Consider the following 18425-nt stretch of genomic DNA (forward strand, 5'->3'; position numbering starts at 1 on the left):
CTGCCGGCGCCAGGAATCTGGGACAGTGCGTGAAAGCCCGTCCGGGGAGGCGCGCCCGTGTCCGAAACGGCACGTCACTCGAGATGTGTACTATTGCCGTGACGAGTTACATAACCAAGTTATTTCAAGAGTGTCAATGGTGGAGGCGCGAGAGGCATGGCAGGGCGGCCGAGGCTCGATGACGCACCGGAGCGGCTGGTGCGAGCCGCTGTCGGCCTGCTGGCCGAACAGGGGCCGTCGGCCATCAAGGCGCGTACGGTGGCATCCGCGAGCGGGCTGTCGACGATGGTCGTCTACGGCCACTTCGGTGGGATCCCCGAACTGATGCGCGCCGTCGCCGACCACGGCTTCAGGGAACTCGGCGCGGCGTTCGCCCAGGTGCCGGTGACGGATGATCCGATCGCGGATCTCTTCGCCATGGCTCTGACCTGCCGCCGAGTGGCCCACGAGAACCCTCACCTGTACGACCTGATGTTCGGCCTGTCCACTCGTGCGACGTACCGGCCGCTGTCGGACGCGGACCTTCGCTTCAGCGGACATTCGCCGGCCTTCCGAGAAGCCCACGCCCATATCGCCGCGGCATGTCAACGGCTCGTGGACTCGGGCAGGGCCGAGCGGCAGGAACCTGAAGTCATAGCCGCCCAGTTGTGGAGTCTGGTCCACGGGTACATCACCCTTGAGCTGGCCGACCACTTCGGCGAGTTCGAGGATCCCGTGGTGCAGGTGATGCTGCCGATGGGCGTGAACTTCTCTGTCGGTCTGGGCGACGAGCGGGAACGGGCCGAAGCCTCGCACGAGGCGGGCGCGCGCCTTTACGACTCGATCGTTCAAGGTCGGTGAAAGTCGGTAGGGCAGGTCGCTGTCCCGCGCGGGACTACCCGTGTGCGGCTAGGGCGACTTGGTCTCCGCGGCAGAGGTACCGGTGCCCGGCGTGAGCTGGTCATGCCTCCCCAGCGCCGCGACCTCCCGTTCGAGGGACGGAACTGCACGGGCCGCGAAGCGCCTCGCCCATGGCCAGGCCGGTGGCGAATTCAGCGCTGCCTTGGCCCAGTTGGCCACGACGACCGCGCGCGGGACGTACACGCGGCTGCGGCGGCGCACGAGCCCGTCGACGATCGCGGCAGCCGCTCGGTCGGCACTCGTGGTGACATTGCCTGGGTAGGGAAGCCGGTTGCGCAGGCCCTGGAACGAGGGGAGGTCCACCTCGGCGCCCCGGACGAGATCCGTGTCGATCCAGGAGGGGTGCACCAGGCCGACCGTGACGCCGAGGTGCGCCACCTCCTGGCGATAGGTCAGGGCGAGCAGCTCGGCCGCGGCCTTGCTGGCGCCATAGGAGGCCATCGCCGCCAGCGGCATGAAGGACAGCGCGGACGCCACAACCAGCACGTGTCCCCGGCTGCGCTCCAGATGGGGTGTCACGTACTTGAGGGTCCGGAAGACACCGTTCAGATTGATGTCCAGGACCCGCTCGAACGACGCCTCGTCCGTCTGCCGCACGGTCCCGTACGCCACGACGCCGGCATTGGCGACGACGAGATCGATGCCGCCCATGACCCCCGCAGCCTCGTCGATCGCTGACCGCAGGACGGTGCCGTCGCGCACATCGGCCTCACGCCAGGAAGCGGCGGGGCCCAGATCGCGGGCGAGGTCACGGAGCCGATCGGGCTCCAGTCCGATCAAGGTCACCTGAGCGCCTCGGGCGATGGCCAGGCGGGCCACCTTCTCGCCGATGCCGCGCGCCGCTCCGGTGACAACCAGCTTTCTGCCCAGCAAGTCACGTTTCATGGCGGCAACATAACTTCGTTATTTATTGAGCGCAAGATGTCGCGTGTATGAACTGTCGCCGCTCCACCTGCTGGGTCTCACGACTGGACGAACCTATGCTGACTGTCATGAGGCGGACATCCTTTGCGCACTGGCCCTGTTCGATCGCGCGCACCATGGACTTGCTCGGGGACTGGTGGACGCCGTTGGTGCTGCGTGAGGCGTTCTACGGGATCCGGCGGTTCGACGCGTTCCAGGTGTCACTGGGGATCGCGCGCAACACATTGACGGACCGGTTGCGCCGGCTGGTGGACGAGGGACTGCTGGAGAAACGGCCGTACCAGACGGAGCCGGTTCGGTACGACTACGTGCTCACGGAGAAGGGGCGCGACTTCTACGGTGTGCTGCTGGTGATGAACCGGTGGGGGGACCGCTGGCTGTCCGGTGAAGAGGGCCCGCCGGTAGTCATGCATCACGAGGTCTGCGGACAGGAAGCCCATGCCGAGGTGGTGTGTTCTTCCTGCGGCGAGCAGATGACCGCGGAGAACACCAGTCCTCGGATGGGCCCCGGCTATCCGCCACATCTGGCCGAACGGCCGGATGTGCGGGAGCGTTTCGCCGGCTGACTCAGCGGCTCTGCCGGGGCTGCGTTTCCCTTGACATGTGAGTCTATCTACGCAACTTTACTGGTCACGTCAGGTCATGGGAGTTCTCGGATCGGCATGGAGGCTGCAGGAACATGGAGTGGACAGGCGCGCGCTATGCGGACAAGCCGACGGTGGAGGTCCGCACCTGGATCGCTGCTGCGCCCGAACAGGTGTGGACGCTCGTGTCCGACATCGAGTTGATGCCGCGTATGAGCTCCGAGCTGCAGTACGTCGAATGGCTGGACGGCAGGACCGCCCCTGCTCTGGGAGCCCGGTTCATCGGCCGGAGCAAGCACGAGGCGCTCGGGGAGTGGACCACCACATCCCACATCGTCGAGTACGAGCCGCCGAGGCTGCTTGCCTGGGGCGTCGAGGACCCGCAGAACCCAACGGCGATCTGGCGGTTCACGTTGGAGCCGCAGGGCAGTGGCACTCTGCTGAGCGAATGGATGCAGATGGGGCCGGCCCGTTCGGGCCTCTCCTTCGCCATCGATCGCATGCCGGAGAAGGAGCAGAAGATCGTCTTCGTGCGCATGCGGGAGTTCGAGGCCAACATGACCATCACCCTCGAAGAGATCAAGAAGCTGGCCGAGAGGGCCCAGCCCGCGGGCGAGGCGAGGCCCTGATGCGTACCTCCACCACGATCGAAGCTTCCGGGAGCGACTGGCGGGAGATCGTCGCCTATGTCACCGAGGCGGAGAAGCTCGGTCTCGACATCTGCTGGGTGGCGGAGGCGTGGGGCTCCGAGGCCCCCTCGCCGTTGGGCTACCTCGCGGCGAAGACCGAGCGCATGCTCCTCGGATCCGGAATCATCCAACTCGGCACCCGCACGCCGATGGCCATCGCCCGCGCCGCGATCACACTGTCGCAGATCTCCCAGGGGCGCTTCCTTCTCGGACTGGGCCCCTCCGGACCGCAGGTGATCGAGGGGCTGCACGGCGTGCCCTTCGCCCGGCCGCTGGCGCGGATGCGGGAGACCGTCGAGATCGTGCGGGAGGCCGCCGCGGGCGGCAAAGTCTCCTACTCAGGACAGGAGTTCCGGATTCCACTGCCGGGCGCGGAGGCGAAGCCCATGCGTCTGTCGATGCGTGCCGAGCATGACATTCCGGTCTACCTCGCCACTCTCTCGCCGAAGATGCTGCACCTGACCGGTGAGATCGCCGATGGGTGGCTGGGCACCAGTTTCGTGCCCGAGGGCGCCAAGGAGGCGTACTTCGACCACCTGGACCAGGGCCTGGCCACCGCCGGTCGCGCCCGTGCCGACCTCGACATCTGCCAAGGTGCCGAGGTCGCCTTCGCGGACGACGAGGACGCGCTGAGCGCGATGGTGGCCGGACGCAGGAAGGAACTGGCCTTCAGCCTCGGCGGCATGGGTTCCGCGACCACGAACTTCTACAACAACGCCTACAGCCGCCAGGGTTGGGCCGAGGCGGCGGCTGAAGTCCGGACACGTTGGCAGGCTGGGGACCGGGACGGCGCGGCCGGCTTGGTCACCGACGAAATGGTCCTGGCGACCACTCTGATCGGAACCGAGGCCATGGTGCGCCAGCGGCTGCGTGTGTGGCGCGACGCCGGTGTGGACACCGTACGTTTTTATCCGGCCGGAGAGACTCTCGACGCTCGGCTCACCACTCTCGGCCGGGCCATCGACCTGGTCCGTGACATCGAGGACGAGGCGGCACGGTAGGGGCACGGCCGGGTGCAGTCGAGGAGTGGTGTTTGCAGGCGTCGGGCGACGTCAACCGTGCGCGCTGACGCCGTCCGCCGCCAGGCCCGACATCAGCAGGGTGATCGTGTGGAACGTCCTGGCCAGGGCGTCCTCCCGGTCCGCCGCGGCGGCGATGATCTGGTTACCCTCGCACAGGACGGCCAACAGCAGCCGGGCGACGGTGGCGACCGGAACGTCCGGTTCCACGTCACCGCGTTCGGCCAGGACAGCCAAGAGCCGTTCGATCGGCGGCTGGGCCACCGTGTCGTTGATGTGCCGGTACTGCTCCACCAGCACCGAGGGCGCCTGGGCCATCAGCTCTCGATGCAGGGGATCGTCGATGGTCCGCCGCAAGAAGGCGTGCGTGAGGTTCGACACGGCGGTCAAGGCAGGCTCGCCCGGCGTCGCACGGATCGCCTCGGACGCCGCGTCGGCGAGCGCTCCGACCCGCTGGAGCAGCTCCGTGTAGAGCTCGGCGAACATCGCCTTCTTGTCCGAGAAGTGGTGGTAGAAGGTGCCTTTGCTCACTTGCGCCGCCGCGGTGATGGCCTCGACCGACGTGTCCGCGAACCCGTTGTCGACGAAGAGTTTGCGCGCGGCCGCCACCAGGTCCGCCCGGGTCTGCTCCGCATATAGCTGTCGTCGGTTTGGCCCTCTCATGGTGACCATCGTATATTCAATGACCTGAAGTCAGTGAATGACTCGTGGTCGGTCAGTGGTCGTTGTGACAGTGCCCTCCGGAAGGCAGACGTAGCCGTGGAAAAGCGCAGAATCTTGTTGCTGGGTGCGACGGGGTACACGGGGCGGCGAGTTCTCAGGGAACTGCTCGCACGAGGTGAGAAGCCGACCTTGGTCGGGCGAAGCCGAACGAAGATGCTGACCCTGGCCGAACGCTTCGAGGCGGAACTGCCGGTGGCAGAAGTGGACGTCACCTCTTCCGCCCACCTCACGCGCCTTCTGGGCCCCAGCGATGTGGTCGTCTCCACGGTCGGGCCGTTCATGCAGCTGGGCATGGCCACGGTCACGGCTGCCGCGCGGGCGGGAGCGCGCTACTTCGACTCCACGGGGGAGGGCCCCTTCGCCCGCCGGGTCCTCCTTGAGCTGGACTCCGTCGCGGCCGCCCGGGGAGCGACTCTCGTGCCCGCGTTCGGCTACGACTACGTGCCCGGCAATCTCGCCGGCGCCCTGGCCCTGGAACAGGCGGGCGAGCGCGCATGCCATGTCGAGATCGGCTACTTCATCACCCGTTCGGGGCGCGGGAGTGAGCTGCATTACCGGAGCGCCCTGCGCGACTCCTGGGACCTGACCACGGGTGGCACGCGCCAGACGCTGGTCGCCGCGGCGGCCGAGGACGGGTTCGCCTACCGCTCTCCACGCCCTGGAGCCTCTTCCCGACTGGTCGACGAGCGGGCCGCCAAGCGTGTCCTCACCTTCCGCTACGCCGGTGTGCGACGCCCGGCCATGACCGTCCCGGGCACGGAGCATCTCGGCCTGCCTGAGGTCTTCCCTCAGTTGGAGAGCGTCGAGGTGGGGATGGGCTGGCTCGGGCGGTGGACGCGTCCGGTACAGATCGCCGCCATGCTCCAGGCGCCCTTGCTGAGGTCGGCGAAGGTGCGGGCTGCTCTGACGCGGTGGTCCGGGCGGCTCCCGGGAGCACATCGTGAGCCGGACACCGACGGCCGTTCCCTGGTGATCGCGGTCGCCCGCGACGGCCACGGTCGTCCCCTGGCCACGACGGCCCTCACCGGACCCGATCCCTACGAGATGACGGGCTCCCTCCTGGCGTGGGGCGCAGTCCATGCGGCGGCGCCGGATGCCGTCCTCAAGCCCGGTGTGCACGGTCCGGTCGCGGCCTTCGGGCTCGACACCCTCAGGCTCGGTGCCGCCGAGGCGGGAGTACACGAAGTCGACGGGGCGTTGGCCCGTCGGTGATCTCTGCGCGGGCATGGATCACGGCATCGGGGCGTTGAACCACCGCGACTGAGTTGATGAACAGGTTGTGCGATCGGGAGCGAGTCGGCCACTGACGTGGAGTCGACCGTCCCAGTGGAAAGGAAAGGTCCATGGACCAGCAGGGTGAGCACTTCGACGTCGTCGTACTCGGCGCGGGCCCAGGTGGGTACGTGGCCGCCATCAGGGCCGCCCAACTGGGCAAGCGCGTAGCGGTCGTCGAGGAGAAGTACTGGGGCGGCGTCTGCCTGAACGTGGGCTGCATCCCCACCAAGGCCCTGCTGCGCAACGCCGAACTGGCGCACGTCTTCACGCGCGAGGCGAAGACCTTCGGCATCAAGGTCGACGGTGAGGTCTCGTTCGACTACGGGGAGGCATTCCGCCGTAGTCGGAAGGTCGCGGACGGCCGGGTCAAGGGCGTCCACTACCTGATGAAGAAGAACAAGATCACGGAAGTCGGTGGCCGCGGTACGTTCCTCGACCCGCACACGCTTCTGGTCGCCGACCACGACGGCAACTCCCGCACCATAGGCTTCGACCACTGCATCATCGCCACAGGCGCCACCCCGAAGCTGCTACCCGGCACCAAGCGCAGCGCGCGCGTGGTGACGTACGAGGAGCAGATCCTCGCGGAGGACCTCCCGCAGTCGATCGTCATCGCGGGTGCCGGCGCCATCGGCATCGAGTTCGCGTACGTCCTGCACAACTACGGTGTGCAGGTCACGATCGTGGAGTTCCTGGACCGAGTCGCTCCCCTCGAGGACGCCGAGGTTTCCGCCGTACTCGCCAAGCAGTACCGAAAGTTGGGCATCGACGTACTCACCTCGACCCGTGTCGAGTCGATCGATGAGTCCGGGCAGCAGGTCCGCGTCACGGTCACCGGGAAGGACGGTGCCCGCCAGGTCCTGGAGGCGGACAAGGTCCTCCAAGCGATCGGCTTCGCCCCGAACGTGACCGGGTACGGCCTGGAGAACACCGGCGTCAAGGTCACGGAGCGCGGCGCCATCGATGTGGACGAGCGCTGCCGTACGTCCGTTCCGCACATCTACGCCATCGGTGACGTCACCGCGAAGCTCATGCTCGCGCACGCCGCTGAGGCGATGGGAGTGGTCGCCGCTGAGACCCTCTCAGGCGCGGAGACCATGGAGCTGGACTACGTCATGATCCCGCGCACCACCTTCTGCCAGCCGCAGATCGCCAGCTTCGGCTACACCGAGGAACAGGCGAGGGCGCAGGGTTTCGACGTCCAGGTGGCCCAGTTCCCGTTCACCGCGAACGCCAAGGCTCATGGCCTGGGTGATGCGACCGGCTTCGTGAAGCTCATCAGTGACGCCAAGTACGGCGAGCTCATAGGCGCTCACCTCATCGGCCCGGACGTCACCGAGCTGCTCCCCGAACTGACGCTGGCCCAGCAGTGGGACCTCACCGTCCATGAGGTCGCCCGCAACGTCCACGCCCACCCCACCCTCGGCGAGGCGGTCAAGGAAGCCGTCCACGGCCTCGCGGGCCACATGATCAACATGTAGCAGGCGCTGCCCTCTCGAAATGCGACGTGAGTACGGGCTGGGTGGTCTGCCGCGTTACCGACCTGTGCGCGAGGCAGTTCCGTAAAGGCGACGATGAGTTGGACTCGGTGCAGCGGCACCAGGGTGCATCGAGCAGGTTAGCGACCCGGTTGGCCGCGGCGTCGAGGGCCTCGTACGTGATGCGGTCGTCGCCGAAGACGATCGCGGTGCGTTCCGGGTAGCGGGACGCGGAATCCGTCAGCAGTCGTGACGCGTTGCGGCTCAAGCTGTGCATCGTCGTTCTTCGGGATTTTCGGGCGGGTGGTCAGGGTCCAGTGGTGGGGGTCTGGACGAAGGCCGGAGGCGGCACGAAGCCGTCCACTTCCCGGCCCAGCAGGGCGGCGAACTCGATGGTGGTGAGATCGCCCCCGCTCGGGCCCATGGCCTGCAGACCGATGGGCAGTCCGCTCCTGCCTCGGCGCACCGGGATGGTCGTCGCCGGCCCCCCGGAGACGTTGGCGACGGCGCTCCACTTGACCTGGTCCCAGTAAGGGCGTCGCACACCTTCGACTTCGAATGGCCGCCCGAACCAGTCGATCAGCTTGTGGTGGTGGGCGGGGGCGGCCGTCGGGGTGACCGGCATGAGCACGATGTCGAAGTCCTGGAAGAACTCGAACCATCGCTGCCGGATCTCATTGCGCACCATGTGGGCCTGCAGCCAGTGATAGTGGGACTGGAAGGTTCCGAGCAGGGCGGGACCGGCGTCACCCCGCGGGTGCTGGACGAACCGGGCCAGCACTGCGGCGCTGGAGGCAGGAGCGAGGCCGGTGCGGTCGCCCGCGCCGAAGAGCAGGGGTTGGAAGGCCTTCCCGTGATTCGTCGCGATGTCGACAGGGAGGCTGGCGGGCTGGACCGTGATCTTCGCGCCGGCCGCCCGCAGAACAGTGACTGCATCGTCCACGGCTGCCGCGACGTCGCTGTCGACCGGACACGCGGGATCCTCACCCCAGACGGCGACCCGGAAGTCGGCGAGCTTGGTCGCGCGCGGCGGTGCGAGTGTGTAGCTGAAACCGCCGTCGTAGTCGGCGGGCCCGACCGTTGCCCGCAGGATCGGGACGAGGTCACGGGCGTCGCGGACCTGCGCGCCGCCGCAGCCCATGTCGGCCTCGGTCCATCGTCCTGGGCCCGGGCCGTAGGGCACATGCCCGATGAGGGGTATCGACCGCCAGGTCGACTTGTGCCCGTACAGGCCGTTGAAGTGGGACGGGATCCTGGTCGATCCGCCGATTTCCGAGCCGAAGTCGAACGTCGTGAGGCCCGCGGCGGTGGCGACGGCGCCGCCCCCGGCGGATCCGCCCGAGGTACGGGTCGTGTCCCACGGGTTCGATGAAGGACCGAACACCGGGTTGTCGGCCTGGACGTCCTGGTTGCCCGGAGGCATGTTGCTCTTCCCCATGATCACGGCACCGGCCGAACGCAGCCGCTTGACCGCCTCGGCGTCCTGGTCGGGCACGTAGTCCTTGAGGTCTGTTCGCCCGCAGACGGTGCGCATCCCGGCTGTCTCGAAGCTGTCCTTGACCGTGATCGGCACACCGTGCAGAGGACCGAGGTCTCGCCCGGCTGCCCGCGCGGCGTCCGCTTCCCCGGCCTCGCGACGGGCCCGCTCGGGGTCAAGGGTCACCACCGCGTTCAACGCGGTGTTATGGGTGGCGATCCGCTCAAGATAGAGCTCGACGAGTTCCCGGCTCGAGATCTCACCCGCGGCCAGCGCGCGTGACTGCTCCACTGCGGGCTGGAAGGGGACGTCACTCACGGCATGCCTCATCTCTGACTCTGACGGCGCCATCAAATGTGAGTCATAATATTACATTCGACAGACCATAGGTTCGGGATGACGTGCAAGGCAATGGCCCTGCGGAATGAACGGAGGATCCTGTGGCGTCAGAGGATCTTGTGGCATCAAGGGACGACCTCGTCGCCAACGTCGTCGCGGAGGAGCTACGCGCGCAGGCGGCGCGGTACGGCACTCTGCGGCCCGGCTGCCCGGCTGCCCGGCTGCCCGGGAGTCGAGGATCTCGTTCGCGGCTATCTGTCGCCCGGGCATCGGGACCAGCGCGGCGTCGGATGTCCCTCCGCCGCCCTGCTCGACCAGATCGGCCGCTGCGAAGGCCTGGGTCGCTGCAGCTGTCCCGCGCCGCCTTCGACTCGAAGCTCGCCGATGAGGTCATCGAGAAGGGCATCGAGGAACGCCCTCGCGTTCATCTACTGAACAGTGTGGGATCAGGCCGGATCGACGAATATGTCGAGCGCGAGATCACCTTCGAAGTCGGCAGGGCTGTAGACGGACAGGTCGGTGACGCCCTCGTCCGACAGGACCTCGTCGTCGATGAACAGGTTGGCGGTGCACTTCCGCGCGTCACGCGTGAGGATGGCGTACGCGGCGTCAGCCATGATCCGCGGACTACGGGCTTGTCCGGCGCCGCCGACCACGTTGCGTACGGCGGCCGTGTCGATCAGGGTCCGCGGCCACAACGAGTTGGCGGCGATGCCGTCGGCGGCGAGCTCCTCGGCGAGCCCGATGGTGCACAGACTCATGCCGTACTTCGACAGCGTGTAACCGAGATGCTTCCCCACCCAGTGCGGCGCGAGGTTCAACGGCGGGGAGAGTGTGAGGATGTGCGGGTTGCCCGCCTTGCGCAGGTGCGGGATAGCGGCCTTGCTCAGCAGGAACGTGCCACGCGTGTTGATGTCCTGCATCAGGTCGTACCGCTTCATCTCCAGCTGCTCCGACGACGACAGGTCGATCGCGCTGGCGTTGTTCACCACGATGTCGATGCCACCGAAGGCGCTGACCGCCGCGTTGACAGCGGTGCGCACATCGTCCTCGTCGCGGACGTCACCGACGACGGCCAGCCCCTTGCCGCCCGCGCGCTCAATCTCGTCAACGGCGGTGTGGACCGTGCCTTCGAGCTTCGGATGCGGCACGGCGGTCTTGGCGAGCATCACCACGTTCGCACCGTCGCGGGCCGCGCGCAGAGCGATGGCGAGTCCGATGCCGCGGCTGCCTCCCGACATCAGGATGGTCTTGTCGGCCAGCGTCTGTGTCATGGTCGAACCTCCAAAATAGATTGTCGAGCTAATGATACGCGATGCTAATGGTATCTTCCCCGTATGACTTCCACTCCCACGCGCCAGATCGACCGGCTCTACCACGAGCTCCTCGCCCCCAAAGAGACACAGTCCGTTCGCGCTGCCGTGCGCCGGATCGCAGAGCACGAAGTGGCTCCGCACGCCGTGGCGATCGCGGGGGGCGACGAGCGCACGGACGGCTTCCCCCGGCATGTGTTTGACGGGCTTGCGTCGGCGGGGGTCTTCCGGATCCCCTTCCCTAGCGAGGTCGGCGGCGACGGCCTGACCCACCCGGCGACCGCCACCGCCGCGGCCATCGAGGAACTGGCCTACTACTCCAGCAGCGTCGCGGCCGTCTTCGATGTGCACTGCATCCTGGCGGGCAACGCCCTGCGGCAGGGCACCGAGGAGCAGCAGCAGCGATGGCTGCGAAGGGTCGCGGAGGGCTCAGTGGTCGGCGCGTTCGCCACCACCGAGCCGAACGCCTCAAGTGACCTGTCCCCGCAGGCGGTTCAGACCGAGGCGATACGCACCGAGGCCGGCTGGGTGCTGAACGGCCACAAGCGGTGGATCTCCAACTCGCCCGTCGCCGGGTTCGTGGTGGTTCTCGCCCGCACCGGCACCCGGCTGAGCATGTTCATCGTCGACACGGCACTTCCCGGAGTGGAAGTCGGCCTTCCCGACCGCAAGATGGGCAACCGCGGCCAGCTCACCGCGGACATCCGCTTCACGGATGTGCACCTGACCGACGACGACCTCCTCGGTGGCGCCGAGGGACACGGACTGCGCCATGCGCTGTCCACTCTGGCCTACGGCCGGATCGGCATCGCGGCTGCCGGGGTCGGCATGGCGCAGGCCGCCTTCGACCACACCGTGGCCCACCTGTCGACGCGACACGCCTTCGGCAAGCCGGTGGCCGCCAACCAGCACTGGCAGTTCCTGCTCGCCGAACGGGCCACCGAGATCGAGAACGCCCGCACCCTCTACACCAAGGCCGCCCTGCGCCTGGACACCGGCAACCCGTCCCCGGAACCTGAGGCCGCGATGGCGAAGCACTACGCCACCAAGCTGTCCGTGGACATGGCACGCGACGCCGTCCAGGCCTTCGGAGGCCTCGGCTTCGCGCGCGAACTGGGTGCCGACGGCAGCCCAGGCCCCGTCGAGGCGATCTACCGGGACAGCAAGATCGGCGAGATCTACGAGGGCACCAACGAGATCCAGAAGTGGGTCATAGCCCGGCAGATCTTCGGTCGGGCCATCGTCGGCTGACCACTCAGGACGCACCGGCCGTAAGCCGGCGGACAATGGGGCATCCCGCCGGCCTGCAGCGGTCCTGCCGCCTCGGGCTATCTCGTACGATGGGCTGGACCATACGTACGACTAACCATGGGCGGGATAAACGATGTCCGAGGCTCCGCTGGTACCGGGGACAGTGGCCGAACACACCATCTGCCTGCTGGTCAAACTCGGGCAGGTGGCGTTCAGGATCGCCGAGGACGGCATCGGCGGGACCGGCCTGCGAGTGCGGCATTACAGCGTCCTGCAGGCTTTGGCGGACAACGGTGCCATGCCGCAACTGGCACTTGGCTCGTTCCTGCGCATCGACCCCGCGACGATGGTGACGAGTCTCGACGACCTGGAGCGCGCCGGATACGCGGAGCGGACACGAGATCCGCAGGATCGTCGCCGCTACGCCGTGGACATCACCGCCGAAGGGCGCAAGGTCCTGGCCCGCCTCAACCGCACACTCGTCGATCTCGACGGCGAAATCCTCGCAGACCTGGGCACCACGGAACGACAGTCGCTTCACGTCCTGCTGGACAGTCTCGCGGGAAGTCCCGCTCTGACCTCCCTGTTCGACACCGTCCGGGAGCAGAACGGTGGGAAACGGGCTTGACGGCTCTAGAGGATCGCCCCGGGGTATAGCGCTATGCCCCGGTTCTGGCGAAGTCGGCTTGCCGGCCGTATGCCATCCGGCGGTCTTCGGCGGCCTCGTTGTGGCGGGCAGGGGGCGCCCTGTTCGTAGGCCATGCGTCAATTGGGTCGAGCATGGGGCAACACCCGAGTCGCTGACCGTGATCGAGGTGCTCGTTCCCGGCAGGTTCGTCACCGCGTTCGCCGAGCGGTTTGTGTGGTGGTGCTCGGAGGGTTGGGCGACCGGGTTCCACGAAAAGTGCGCCGGTAGGCAAGTGGTGAGACGCCGATGGCGGCGTGCAGGTCTTCTCGTAGTGGACGCGATCGGTGGTGGGTTTGGTTTTCAGACTCACTGAGTTATGGCGAGTTTGGATTCCCTACTCATCGGTAGTCGCCCTTGTGCCCCACTGTGGAGGCCGCACATGCGTGGCACATGGTCCCCTGCTCTCTAGCGGGCGCGCCGGCACACCGCCGTGGCAAGTCCCCCTCCGGCCCTCAGTCCGCCGACGGTCAGTCGTGTCGCTGTGAGCATTCCGTCGATGATCTGCGCGCTCCACGGCTGCGCGCGGCGTGACCACCTTGTTCGTGTGTATCTGCGGCGACCTGCGAGTCTTGCGGAGCGACCGGAATGCCTCGAAGGTGCGGGGAATCCGCAGGAGCCTGCATCAAGACGGTGTGCGTCGACTGTTACACCGCATGGTCTCAGCACAGAATCATGATCATCTGCGGCGTGGTGCGCAGTCGACAGCCCGGCTGGAGTAGCAAGCGTCAGGGGTCACCGCATCACCGACGTTGAACTGCATTAATGCTGAGATCAGGCTCGCTGTGTCCTGAACTTCATTTGCGGGAGAACGGGTAACTTGTAGGCGATCGCCCAGCGCGGGGCGCGGCTGCCAGATCCGGCGGCCTGTTGGTCGGCGGCGAGGTCGGCCTTGATGACGATTCCGTCGATGCTCGGTGGTGTCGGCGGTGATGCCGGGCACGGCGGCGGTGGTGGCGGTGGTGTTCACCCCGTACGCGGCGGCCTGCGCCATCAGGTCACTGTGTGCGAGCTCGCACAGCCGAGCCGCCAGCGCTGTCTCCGTGTCGATGAGGGGCAGCAGGGCGTAGCCGAAGAACGTCATCGGCACGGTGTACTCGCGGTCCTTGGCACGCAGGGTGCCCGCTGCGGCGTTGCGCGGATTGGCGAACGGATGCCCGCCGTGCGCGGTGCGCACCTCATTGGAGTGCTCGAACTGAGCCGTCGTCATCAGCACTTCGCCGCGCACCTCCACGGTGACCGGCTCGGCGAGTTCCTCGGGCAGGCCCTCGATGGTGCCGATCGCGTGCGAGACGTCCTCCCCGGCCGTCCCGCCGCCACGCGTGATCAGCTGTCTCAGTCGGCCACCGGTGTAGCGGGCGGCTATGGCGAGCCCGTCGAGCTTCGGTTCGACACTGAAGCGGGTGATGTCATGGCCGATGCGCCGGGCCAGGGATGCCGTCCAAGCGGTGAACTCCTCCGGCGAGAACACATTGTCCAAGCTCAGCATCGCCACCGTATGCGGGACATCCCCCTCCACAGCTCCGCCGGCCACCTTCCCAGTCGGGGAGTCGGGCAGCACCTCATCGGGGTGCTCGTTCTCCCAGGCCGCGATGGCACGCACCAGCCGGTCGTAGGTCTCGTCATCCAGAGGCGAGGTGCCGCCCGCGTAGTAGGCGGCCGCGGCCTTCACCGCATCCTCGACCGCCTGCGCGTAGGCGGCGGCATCCACGATCTCTGCAACTGGTGTCGTCGTGCCAGTCATCCTGCCTGCCACCACTGACAACGCCCCCTCGGCAGCCGGCCGGCCAGCCGGCTGGGCCGGGTTCGGGCGGGAGGGCTTCGGCGCGCGGGACGGAGCGGCTCGATCAGCTCGGCGGCGCCACCGGCCACGGTCACGCCGATCGCCCGCCAGCGGTCGCAGAGGTTGTTGCGTCCGATGCGGCAGTAGCGGCAGAGAGAAGCTCAACGTCGCCGAACCGTAGAACCGTCACCTGCCGGTGAGGCAGCGCAAGGTGCCCCGAGTGTCGCCGGCGGAGGACCGCCGTTCACACCGCGCTGCCAGCGCCTACGACGCCCGAAAGCCGCAGGCTGCGCACACGCGGAGAGCGCCGACGTCAACGCGGCGAAGGACATCGGACACGCGGCCGGGCAGTCCGTGTCCGTTTATGGAGACTTCGCCGTCAGGCGGTCCGGGCTCGGCTGACCAATCGCTTCCACGAGTCACCCTGGCCTGCACCGAACTTCCAGTCGACGTTCTGGTGGGCCCCGCTCGGGGACGAGGCCTACGGCGTGCTGGGAAGCCGGACCGTGACGAGGAGACCGCCGGCGGGGCGCGGGACGAGGTCGAGGGTGCCGTCGTGGGTGCGGACGATGTTGTGCACGATGGCCAGGCCGAGGCCGACGCCGGCGTGCTCGTCGGTGCGTACGCGTTCCGTTCCGCGCTGGAAGGGTTCGGTGAGGGTCGGCACCAGTTCCGGTGGGAGCCGACGGCCCGTGTTCTCGACTCGCAGCGCGCTCGTGTCGCCGTGCGCCTCCGTGCGGACCGTCACGGCGCCGCCGGCGGGGAGGTTGTGGACGATGGCGTTCTGGACAAGGTTCGTCACCATCCGCAGCAGGAGCTCCGCCGAGCCGCTGGTCCGTGTCGCTCCGCCGGTCACGTCGAGCGTGATCCCGCGCTGTTCGGCGAGAGGAAGCAGCGTTTCGGCGGCTTCTTCGGCGATGAGGGAGAGGTCGACGCTCTCGCGGGTGAAGTTTCCGCGGTCGCCGCGGCTGAGCAGCAGGAGGGCCTCGGTGAGGTCGATCGCCCGCGTATTGACAGCGTGCAGGCGTTCGATGAGTTCGCCCCGGTCCCGCGTGGGGTCCTTGCGGGCGACGTCGAGGAGAGTCCGCGAGATCGCCAGCGGGGTGCGCAGTTCGTGGGAGGCATTCGCTGCGAACCTCTGCTGCTCGGCGACGTGGGACTCGAGTTGTTCGAGCATCGAGTCGAACGCGTCGGAGAGTTCCCGGAATTCGTCGTGCCGGCCCTTCATGCGGATCCGGTGGGACAACGACCCGTTCCCGGCCATCCGTGCCGCATCCGTGATCTGTGTGAGTGGTGCGAGCATCCTGCCGGCGAGGATCCACCCTCCGACGAGGCCGAACACAAGGAGGAAGGCCATCGCCACGGCCGCGGCGGGGGCGAAGGTTCGCACCAGAAGGTAGCGGTTGGGTGAGATCCCGAGCAGGCCCTGGCTGTTGTCGGGTACGTAGCGCAGCAGGAACATCCACACCACGGCCAGCAGGAGAGCGCCGGCGACGAGGAGGAATCCGGCATAGCTGAGGGTGAGTTTCAGTCGGGCGCTGAGACCTGGGCGTCTATGCATGCGTACTGCCGGGGTCGGTGGTGTCCCTGCCAAGGGCGATGGTGTCTCTACCGGTGTCGATCCGGTAGCCGACGCCGGGCACCGTGGCGATGATCCATGGTTCGCCGAGCCGTTTACGCAGTGCGGAGACGGTGATGCGCACGGCGTTGGTGAGGGGGTCGGCGTTCTCGTCCCAGGCCCGTTCCAGTAGCTCTTCGGCGCTGACGACCCCGCCCTCGGCGGCGGCGAGGACTTCCAGCACGGCGAACTGTTTGCGGGTGAGCGGGACGTAGCGTCCGTCGCGGAAGACCTCCCGGCGGAAGGGGTCGAGCCGCAGGCCCGCGATCTCGCGGACCGGCGGCCGGGCGTACGCGCGTCTGCGGTCGAGCGCCCTCAGCCGCAGGACGAGCTCCCGCAGCTCGAACGGTTTGGTGAGGTAGTCGTCGGCGCCGAGTTCGAACCCGGAAGCCTTGTCGTCGATCCGGTCGGCAGCGGTGAGCATGAGGATCGGGATGCCGCTGCCGGAGGCGACGATGCGCCGGGCGACCTCGTCGCCGGAGGGGCCGGGGATGTCGCGGTCGAGGACCGCGAGATCGTAGGAGTTGACGCTGAGCAGTTCCAGGGCGGAGTCGCCGTCGCCGGCGATGTCGGCGGCGATCGCCTCCAGCCGCAGACCGTCACGGACGGCTTCGGCCAGGTAGGGCTCGTCCTCCACGATCAGTACGCGCATGTCCGAAGCCTAAGCAGCACTACATATCGCCGACGTATGCAACGACGTGTGCACACCGGACCCGCGACTCAGCCTGCCGGTGCCGGCGCGGGGCGAGGCTGGCCCGACGGCGCTTGCGCCGTAGTGCGCCACCAGCGGCGCGACGCCAGCGCGGCCAGTACGGCGCCGGCGGCGTTGACCAGTACGTCGTCCACGGAGGACACCCGGTCAAGGCGCAGGACGTACTGTGCGGTTTCGACCAGGACCGAGCAACCCGCCCCGAGCGCCAGGATCCGCGGCACGGACGCCAGCGCCGCGAACCGCATCGGGGCGAAGAACCCCAGCGCCGCGAAGACCAGCAGGTTGCCGACGATACCGAGCGGCCCCATCGTGACCAGGTCCCGCAGCGGTACCAGGCTCACCCGGGCGGGGACTATGCCGACCCCGGCGCCCGGCATCAAGGTCATCCAGAGGAAGGGCACCGTCCCGTGGACCATGCCCACCTCGGCCAGCGACATCCGCCACGCCGATGTGACGCCGGCGGCCCGCCGACGGCGCGCCAGAGCCCACACCACCAGCGCGGCCAACGGCAGCGCGACCAACGTCATGAGCACCACACCGTTGAACGTGTCGAAGCAGCCGTGCCACCGCCCGGCCATGCACCTCGGAGCGGACATCATGAGCGGCCCCCGCACGAGGAACGCGGCGCTCGCCACGCCGAGGATCGCCAGGCTGAGGAGCACGATCCTGCGCGTGCGGCGGGGCGGTGCTGACAGGGATGCGTCGTGGTTCATGCCCCCATTGGAGGCGGAGGGCCGTTGCGGTGGCGTATCCGATTTTCGATACGCCCGCGATACACGGAATTTCCGGCATCAAGCAACTGGCGTAAGCCGGCGGTGAGATGGTCTCGCCGCTGGTGATCGCACCATCCCGGCTGCTTCAGGTGCCGAGGTTGGGAAGTCGGGCGATGCCGAGCACGGCCTGCCTGGGGGAACGCCGTTGCCCGCCGTCAGCGAGTCGGCGTGCGGGCCGATCGGTCGGCGGGCGCGTTGCCCTGAGTTTCCTCTAGAGTCAGCCGTATGACCGAGGCACCGGCCCAGGACCGTGGCGCGCAGTCGCGGGACACCATTCTCGACACTGCCGGTGAACTGATGGCGCGGCACGGATACGCCGCGACGTCCATCTCGATGATCTCGACCGCGTGCGGGCTGCCGGTCAGTTCCCTCTACTGGCACTTCGGCAGCAAGGACGGGATCTACGTCGCGGTGCTGGAGCGGGCCAGGACCGCACTGCTGGCGGCCCTGCCCCCGGCCGAGGTGCGGGGCGGCGACGTCGTCGAGCGCCTGGACACCTTCCTCGCCGACGTCGGGGATGCGTTCCAGCGTCATCAGCACGGCCTGCGGCTGCTGTTGGGACTTGGCATGGTGCAGCAGGATGCCAGTGCGGCGGCCGTGGCCGAGGTGCGTCGGTACCGGGACGCGCTGGTGGTCTGGGGACAGGAATCGGTGAGCGCCGTCTTCGGGTTGCGTGACCGCCCTGAGGTGGCGGACGAGCTGGCGCGCTTCACCCTGAGAATGGCGAGCGGGACGGCCGTGGCCCGCTGGTTCGATGCGGGCGCCGTCCTGGAGATCGGCCCGTTGCGCGTGGCGTTGCTGGCACTGGCCGCCCACCACGGCGTTCCGGTGCGGTGCGTCCAGGGCGGGGACGCCCCGTGAGAGGTGAGGAGGGCTACCAGG

General features: G+C 68.0%; 16 protein-coding genes and 1 pseudogene. 9 read left to right on the forward strand and 8 right to left on the reverse strand.

Annotated elements, in window-relative coordinates:
• Positions 1 to 156 precede the first annotated feature (156 nt).
• The gene (locus PBV52_RS50395) at positions 157 to 840 is read left to right on the forward strand and encodes a TetR/AcrR family transcriptional regulator (RefSeq protein WP_274249085.1); all 684 of its coding nucleotides are present in this window, start codon (positions 157 to 159) and stop codon (positions 838 to 840) included.
• A gap of 48 nt (positions 841 to 888) precedes the next feature.
• Here PBV52_RS50395 and PBV52_RS50400 read toward each other — a convergent pair whose 3' ends face one another.
• Positions 889 to 1785 carry an SDR family oxidoreductase gene (locus tag PBV52_RS50400; protein WP_274249087.1) on the reverse strand — a complete coding sequence of 299 codons (897 nt, stop codon included), beginning with the start codon at positions 1783 to 1785 and terminating at the stop codon, positions 889 to 891.
• 95 nt (positions 1786 to 1880) lie between these two features.
• Here PBV52_RS50400 and PBV52_RS50405 point away from each other — a divergent pair, with 95 nt between their 5' ends.
• The 3 genes from PBV52_RS50405 (at position 1881) to PBV52_RS50415 (ending at position 4098) form a co-directional block, all read left to right on the forward strand.
• On the forward strand, positions 1881 to 2390 hold the full coding sequence (locus PBV52_RS50405; protein WP_274249089.1) for a helix-turn-helix domain-containing protein: 510 nt from the start codon (positions 1881 to 1883) through the stop codon (positions 2388 to 2390).
• A gap of 113 nt (positions 2391 to 2503) precedes the next feature.
• A complete protein-coding gene (locus tag PBV52_RS50410) occupies positions 2504 to 3037 on the forward strand; it encodes an SRPBCC family protein (RefSeq protein WP_274249091.1) in 534 nt (177 codons plus the stop codon).
• On the forward strand, positions 3037 to 4098 hold the full coding sequence (locus tag PBV52_RS50415) for an LLM class flavin-dependent oxidoreductase (protein ID WP_274249093.1): 1062 nt from the start codon (positions 3037 to 3039) through the stop codon (positions 4096 to 4098). The genes PBV52_RS50410 and PBV52_RS50415 overlap by 1 nt, the downstream gene beginning before the upstream one ends.
• 51 nt (positions 4099 to 4149) lie before the next feature.
• Here PBV52_RS50415 and PBV52_RS50420 read toward each other — a convergent pair whose 3' ends face one another.
• Positions 4150 to 4779, reverse strand: a complete 630-nt coding sequence (locus PBV52_RS50420) for a TetR/AcrR family transcriptional regulator (RefSeq protein ID WP_274249094.1) — start codon at positions 4777 to 4779, stop codon at positions 4150 to 4152.
• Between the two features lie 96 nt (positions 4780 to 4875).
• Between PBV52_RS50420 and PBV52_RS50425 the strand changes: the two genes are divergently transcribed.
• Complete coding sequence (locus tag PBV52_RS50425; RefSeq protein ID WP_274249096.1) at positions 4876 to 6051, forward strand: saccharopine dehydrogenase NADP-binding domain-containing protein; 1176 nt, start codon at positions 4876 to 4878, stop codon at positions 6049 to 6051.
• Between the two features lie 131 nt (positions 6052 to 6182).
• Positions 6183 to 7595, forward strand: a complete 1413-nt coding sequence (lpdA, locus tag PBV52_RS50430) for a dihydrolipoyl dehydrogenase (protein WP_274249098.1) — start codon at positions 6183 to 6185, stop codon at positions 7593 to 7595.
• 304 nt (positions 7596 to 7899) lie between these two features.
• Here the strand turns inward: lpdA and PBV52_RS50435 are convergent, their stop codons facing one another.
• Positions 7900 to 9387 carry an amidase gene (locus tag PBV52_RS50435; RefSeq protein ID WP_274249100.1) on the reverse strand — a complete coding sequence of 496 codons (1488 nt, stop codon included), beginning with the start codon at positions 9385 to 9387 and terminating at the stop codon, positions 7900 to 7902.
• Between the two features lie 467 nt (positions 9388 to 9854).
• Positions 9855 to 10682, reverse strand: coding sequence for an NAD(P)-dependent oxidoreductase (locus PBV52_RS50440; RefSeq protein ID WP_055705458.1), 828 nt, complete (start codon positions 10680 to 10682; stop codon positions 9855 to 9857).
• A 63-nt stretch (positions 10683 to 10745) separates the two neighbouring features.
• Between PBV52_RS50440 and PBV52_RS50445 the strand changes: the two genes are divergently transcribed.
• Positions 10746 to 11972, forward strand: coding sequence for an acyl-CoA dehydrogenase family protein (locus PBV52_RS50445; protein WP_274249105.1), 1227 nt, complete (start codon positions 10746 to 10748; stop codon positions 11970 to 11972).
• A gap of 133 nt (positions 11973 to 12105) precedes the next feature.
• Positions 12106 to 12600, forward strand: a complete 495-nt coding sequence (locus PBV52_RS50450; RefSeq protein WP_051185546.1) for a MarR family winged helix-turn-helix transcriptional regulator — start codon at positions 12106 to 12108, stop codon at positions 12598 to 12600.
• 855 nt (positions 12601 to 13455) lie between these two features.
• Here the strand turns inward: PBV52_RS50450 and PBV52_RS50455 are convergent.
• The 4 genes and pseudogenes from PBV52_RS50455 to PBV52_RS50470 form a co-directional block, all read right to left on the reverse strand.
• Positions 13456 to 14401 (reverse strand): annotated as a pseudogene (locus tag PBV52_RS50455) (NAD-dependent DNA ligase LigA); the annotation flags it as partial.
• A 520-nt stretch (positions 14402 to 14921) separates the two neighbouring features.
• Positions 14922 to 16001, reverse strand: coding sequence for a HAMP domain-containing sensor histidine kinase (locus PBV52_RS50460; protein WP_274249108.1), 1080 nt, complete (start codon positions 15999 to 16001; stop codon positions 14922 to 14924).
• Entirely contained in the window at positions 15994 to 16710 is a 717-nt protein-coding gene (locus PBV52_RS50465) for a response regulator transcription factor (RefSeq protein WP_274249109.1), read from the reverse strand. The genes PBV52_RS50460 and PBV52_RS50465 overlap by 8 nt, the downstream gene beginning before the upstream one ends.
• A 68-nt stretch (positions 16711 to 16778) precedes the next feature.
• Positions 16779 to 17483, reverse strand: a complete 705-nt coding sequence (locus PBV52_RS50470; protein WP_274249110.1) for a VanZ family protein — start codon at positions 17481 to 17483, stop codon at positions 16779 to 16781.
• Positions 17484 to 17768: 285 nt separating this feature from the next.
• On the opposite strand from PBV52_RS50470, the gene PBV52_RS50475 reads away from it, so the two are divergent.
• The gene (locus PBV52_RS50475; protein ID WP_274249111.1) at positions 17769 to 18404 is read left to right on the forward strand and encodes a TetR/AcrR family transcriptional regulator; all 636 of its coding nucleotides are present in this window, start codon (positions 17769 to 17771) and stop codon (positions 18402 to 18404) included.
• Positions 18405 to 18425: the final 21 nt, after the last annotated feature.

This window comes from Streptomyces sp. T12 (assembly GCF_028736035.1).
Taxonomy (GTDB): domain Bacteria; phylum Actinomycetota; class Actinomycetes; order Streptomycetales; family Streptomycetaceae; genus Streptomyces.